The organism is bacterium (assembly GCA_035380285.1).
Lineage (GTDB): Bacteria > Auribacterota > Erginobacteria > Erginobacterales > DAOSXE01 > DAOSXE01.
Genome location: DAOSXE010000034.1, coordinates 17717 through 23684, shown reverse-complemented (window position 1 = coordinate 23684; position 5968 = coordinate 17717). Strand labels below are relative to the sequence as shown.

At 64.5% G+C, this 5968-nt stretch carries 4 protein-coding genes; all 4 read left to right on the top strand.

What is annotated here, in order from left to right:
- Positions 1 to 760: hypothetical protein (locus PLZ73_11135; GenBank protein HOO78427.1), on the top strand; the 760-nt coding region annotated here is incomplete at its 5' end.
- A 177-nt stretch (positions 761 to 937) separates the two neighbouring features.
- Positions 938 to 2641 (top strand): hypothetical protein, encoded by a 1704-nt coding sequence (locus PLZ73_11130; GenBank protein ID HOO78426.1) that lies wholly within the window; start codon positions 938 to 940, stop codon positions 2639 to 2641.
- A gap of 308 nt (positions 2642 to 2949) precedes the next feature.
- Positions 2950 to 5034, top strand: coding sequence for a hypothetical protein (locus PLZ73_11125; protein HOO78425.1), 2085 nt, complete (start codon positions 2950 to 2952; stop codon positions 5032 to 5034).
- A 249-nt stretch (positions 5035 to 5283) separates the two neighbouring features.
- On the top strand, positions 5284 to 5968 hold a 685-nt coding region (locus PLZ73_11120), incomplete at its 3' end, for a hypothetical protein (protein ID HOO78424.1).

Sequence of the window (5968 nt, the reverse complement as noted above, 5' to 3'; positions counted from 1 at the left end):
GGTCAAGCCCAACGACGGGGCCGATCTGGTGGCGGCCCTGGAAAGCGACACCTACTGCAGCGTCTTCATCCCGGACGGGAGCTATTCCGTCGCCTCGGTGATCAACGTGGGCAACGTCCGCCATATCACGGGAGAGAGCAAGCGGGGGACCCAAATCAACTTCAGCGGCGGGGCCTATCTCTCGATCGAGGAGGACTACTGCCAAATCGACAATCTCTACCTTTATAACGGCGGCGACTCCGGTCATGGGGCCCTGCACATCCCGGGGACGGAATGGGTCACGGTGGCGGACTGCCGGTTCGGGGGCCCCGGCACGACAAGCGGGCTGCGTTACGAGGACGGGAGCGAGTTCCTCAAGGTCTCCAACTGTTACGCCGTGGTCGGCGGCCACGGATTCCTCGGCCCCAGCGGCAGCACGTTCCCCACGGTTTCCTTCAGCAACTGCCAAGCTAACAACTGCGGAGATTCCGGCTTCTCCTACTGCTCCAACCTGAGCAGCTGCGAAGTCCAGGGCAACGGGGAGTACACCGACTACGGGTTCTACGGCTGCTCGCGGCTCTCCTCCTGCCGGGTGGAAGGTACGAACTTAGCCGGGTTCTATAACTGCGGCTGGCTCAGCGCCTGCACCGTGGACGGGGACTCGGGAACCACGGACTACGGATTTCAGAATTGCGATTACCTCTCCAGCTGCGCCGCCTTCGACTGCGGTAGCGCGGAATGGCTGCTGTGCACCAAAAAGGACGCCGATTCCTGCAACTGAACCGGGAGAGGTCGCCGGAAAAGGCAACAGGAAGAACAACAATCGGGATGAAGGAACCGCGTGAGGGCGCCGGGGGGGGTCCTTGATGTTGCACCGTACACGACAGAGCGGCCCCGCACCGGGAATCGGCGACCGAAGCCGTCTGTTTAAATCATGGAACCCGGGAGAACCAATCAGATGAAAACTTCGATGGCGGTGACGCTGGCGGCGATGGGGATGGCCCTGGCCGGGGCGGCCAGTCCGGACGGCTGGATGTATTCCGATACCCCGGAAGGATCTACCGTCAACGCTCTCTCCGTTTGCCCCCGCGGAGACGTCTGGGCGGTGCTGGGGCAGGTGGGGGATGGGGCGGTGCTGCGTTTCAGCGGCAGCGCCTGGGTCCGGGAAACGGACCTCTTCCCCGGCGGAAGCGGGACCAACTTCAATGTCTACGCTCTCGACGCCACCCATATCTGGGTCAGCAGCCATGTCAACTCCCCGAGCCAGGGCAGGATTTATTTCGGCGACGGAACGAACTGGTATCTCCAGACGCAGATCGCCGGCACCAACTGGTGGATCTACGATGTTTACGCCGTCGACGAAAACAACGTCTGGGCCTCCGGTCCCAGCGGCAGTATCTACCACAGCCAGGACGGGGGGGCGCAGTGGGTTATTCAGACCGATACCGGACTTGACTACTGGTTCAGCATCGACGGATTCGACGCCGAAAATATCTGGGCGGTAGGAAACAGCACGCCGGCCCGGATCATCCGCTACAACGGGACCGACTGGACGGTGGAGACGTCTTTTTATACCCAGACGGACGGCCAGTATCTGCGCTCGGTCTCGGCGGCATCCCCGCAGGATGTCTGGGCGGCGGCGGAGGACGGGACCGTTCTCAGACGCCTGGCCGGCGGCCAATGGACCGTCTCGACCACCCTGGGCGAGCAGGCCACCAACGAGGCGGAAATCTCCGTCTGCAGCTCCGACAATATCTGGCTGGGAATGGACGGGGACGCGTCCGGGATTTACCATTTCGACGGTTCGTCCTGGAAAAAGCAGACCGATATTCTCTACGTAACCGCACTGGACAGCAGGCACGGCCCCCGGGCGTGGGCGGGAGATGTATTCGGCGCACTGTATTTCCTGGAAATATCCGGCTCCGACGATTACCGCACGGATTACGACGGCGACGGCACCTCGGATATCGCGGTATTCCGCGATACCGGCGGCCTCTGGGCTATCCGGGGGGTGTCTCGGCTGTATTTCGGGTCCTTCGGGGACGATCCGGTCCCGGCCGATTACGACGGCGACGGGACCACCGATGTAGCCGTATTCCGTTCCGGGAGCGGTCTCTGGGCCATCCGGGGGATATCGAAACCGTACTTCGGAGGCTCCTCCGACGTTCCCATTCCCGCCGATTACGACGGCGACGGGACCTACGGCCCTTCCATAGCCCGCTTGTCGACCGGGCTCTGGGCGGCGCGGGGGCTGACCAGGCTCTATTTCGGCGAAGCGGGGGATACCCCGCTCCCCGGTTACTACTCCGGAGCCCCGGGGATGGAGGTCGGCGTTTTCCGGACCTCCACCGGGCTCTGGGCCGTCCGCGGACTGACCAGGCTTTACTTCGGGGGGAGCACCGACACCGGCATACCCGGCGATTACACGGGGGACGGCATCTGGAAACCGGGCGTTTTCCGGACCTCCACCGGGCTCTGGGCCGTCCGCGGGGTGACCAGATTGTATTTCGGTACAACCGGCGATGCGCCGGTTCCCGCGGACTACCGGGGAGACGGCGGAGACGAGATCGGGGTCTTCCGTTCCGATTCGGGACTCTGGGCCGTGCGCGGGCTGACCCGGGCCTATTTCGGGGGCAGCGGGGACGTTCCGGCGACCAGATAGCAGTCGAACCTGAACCCCGAACCCTCTTTTTCCCCCCTTCATGACCTTCATGGCGAAACCGAGCCCCACGGGAACTCGTGTTTCTTGCCGTCCAACGAAAACAGGCGTATAATAATCTGTATAGCAGTTCATGTATCGAGGGGCAAAAGACCTCGTATAGGTTCGCTGCCTTACCCGTTTCCCGGAGAGAGATCGATGGCTGATACGCATCTCCGAAAGCCCTGTCCATACACGGCGGCGCGGGCCTGTGGTTCGTTTCTTTAATGCCGGTGAACTCAATTCATCGTTATCGGAAAGGGGAGGTTGCAATGAAAGGAAGCGGTTATTTCCGGGTCGTATTGCCGGCGGCGGCGCTCTTTCTCGTCACGGGCGGCCGCGCCTTCGGGCAGGGATGGGGCATGCCCGTGGTGATCAGCAGCGGCATCCGGGACGCCGACACCCCCCAGGTGGCGATCGGACCGGAAGGCCGGGCGGTGGCCGCCTTCACCGAGTGGTCCGAGATCGCGCCGTTCACCTCGGTACAACAAACTTTCGCCAACGTCTTCGACGGTTCTTCCTGGGGAACCGCCCAGAGGATCGACGTTGATAATGACGACTGGGAAAGTAACGATCCGCGGGTGGCGATGGACGCCGGCGGGAACGCCTGCGCCGCCTTCGAAGAGTTAACCTCCGCTTCCCACGTCTACTGCAACTTCTGGTCCGGTTCGGCCTGGTCCGGTGCCGCTCCGGTCGACGAAGGCCTCGGGCGTGAAACCGACTGGCCGGAAGTCGCGATGGACGGGAGCGGCAGGGCGATGGTGGTATTCCGGGTCTACGATACCTACGACAAGATTTTTGCCGGGTACTGGAACGGTTCGGCCTGGACTTCTCTCCAGATAATTTCCCCCCTGGGGGCCGGCACCAACGCGGACTCGCCGGGCATCGCCATGGACGACAGCGGTGACGCGATCGCGGTCTGGCGGCAGTACGGCACGCCCAACCGCATCTACGGTCGGCACTGGAACGGATCCAGCTGGAACGCCGCCACCACCATCGACATGGGCTGGGGCGAGAACGCGCTCGCCCCCCGGGTGGCGATGGACGGGAACGGGAAGGCCGTCGTGGTCTTCTTCAATCAAGATACCGCTCATAACCAACGCGCCTGCGTCAACTGGTGGGACGGGTCTTCCTGGTCCGGCGCTACCACCATCGATAATGGGCCAGGATCTTCCGCAACCGGTCTAGATGTTGCGCTGAACGGGAACGGAAAAGCGATGGCGACTTTTATCCAGTATGACGGCTCCAAAAACCGCGTCTGGGCCACCAGATGGGGCGGTTCGTCTTGGACCAGCCCTACCATCATAGACGACGGGACTGAGTGGCGCGTCGGCTTATACTCCACGCCGGTCGCGATCGACGGCTTCGGGCGGGCGGTCGTGACTTTTACGGAGTACACCACGGACGGGGGGGTCATCGGCAACAGGGTCTGGGCCAACATCTGGGATGGGTCCTCCTGGTCCGGGGCGACGACTCTCGACTCCGGACCAGATAACTGGGCCGACAATCCCCAGGTCGCGATGGATGCAACCGGTCACGCGGTCGTGGTCTTCGACCAGCGGGACGGTTCCGACAGGCACATCTACGCCAACAGCTTTGTCTTCCCCGCCCGGCCCGCCAGCACCTGGAACTACGACTACGACGGGGACGGAACCTCGGAGATCGGGATCTTCCGCCCCTCCTCCGGCCTCTGGGCGGTGCGGGGGCTGACCCGAGCGTATTACGGGTCGGGATCGGACCGGCCCGTGCCGGGCGACTACGACGGGGATGGAACGACCGACATCGCCGTCTTCCGGGGAAGCACCGGCCTCTGGGCGGTGCGCGGGCTGACCCGGGCCTACTTCGGCGGTTCTTCCGACACCCCCCTGCCCCGGGACTACGACGGCGACGGGACCTCGGATATCGCCGTTTTCCGGGATGCGTCCAGCCTCTGGGCGGTGCGGGGTCAGACCCGGGCCTACTTCGGCGCCGCCGGAGACGAGCCCCTCCCGGGGGATTACCGGGGCTACGGGACGTCCGAGATCGTGATCTTCAGGGGCTCGACCGGCCTCTGGGCGGCCCGGGCCGGAGACCGGATCTACTTCGGCGGTTCGGGGGATCTTCCCGTCCCGGCGGGCTACGACTCCGCACCCGGCATCGACCCGGCGATCTTCCGGCCCGCAACCGGTCTCTGGGCGGTCCATGGGATGACCCGGATCTACTTCGGCGGGTCGTCGGACGAGACGGTTCCGGCGGACTACGACGGCGACGGCGTCGCCGGGACCGGGGTCTTCCGGGATACCAGCGGTCTGTGGGCAATCCGCGGGCTGACCCGGGCCTATTTCGGGACGGCGGGCGATATCCCCGTCGCCAGATAGCGCGCGAGCCCGGGTCCACGACGCCGGGGCGCCATGGGCAACCAAGGCGGCCCCCCGAGTCCGGGGGGCCGCCTTCATCATTTCCCCGAGCCAGGAAAAAATCGTCGGGCGATAACGCCGGAAAAATTTCTGGCCGGGGAGAGCGCCCGGTACCAGGCAGATTACCTTGACAATGCCGAGCCGGGTGCTTAAATGCTCCGATTCATACCGAAACAGCGGATCCTTGTTCAAGCTCCGGAGGGCTTTTCGATGCATGGGACTGTTATCACCTCGGTCAGTCTGATTGCCGCCTTGTTTTCCCCGACCGGCGCGCCGGCGAACAACCTCTCCGTTATCGACGGAGCCACCAACACCGTAGCGAGCGTCGCCTCCGTCGGCAGCGACCCCGTCGGCACAGCCGATCGGCGGCTCGCCGATTTCCTGATCACGGTCTACGCCAGCGACGGGGGCGGCACGGTCTCGGGGGGAGGTACCTTCGCCGCCGGAACCTCCGTGACCGTGCACGGGACGTGCCTGCACGGCACGCACTTCAGTTCCTGGTGGGACCCGACCCAAGGCACGGTCTCGTACGACGCCGACTACACGTTCACGGTGACGACGGACCGCACGCTCTACGGGAGCTTCTGTTATCGCGTAACGGCCACGGCGAACCCGCCCACGGGGGGCTTTGCGCTGGGAGACAACCCCGAGTATGGGCACCCTGCATCGGTCTTTGCCAGCCCCTATCCCGGGTGGCTTTTCCTGAACTGGACGGAAGGCGGTACGGTGGTGTCGACCAATACGTCCTACACATTCACGCCGTCCTCCGACCGCGCCCTGGTGGCCAACTTCGTCACCCCGCCCACTCCCTCCCCGACCCCGTCGCCGACTCCCTCGCCCACGGCCACACCTTCCGTCACCCCAACGCCGTCCCCGTCGGCCACGCCTACCCCCT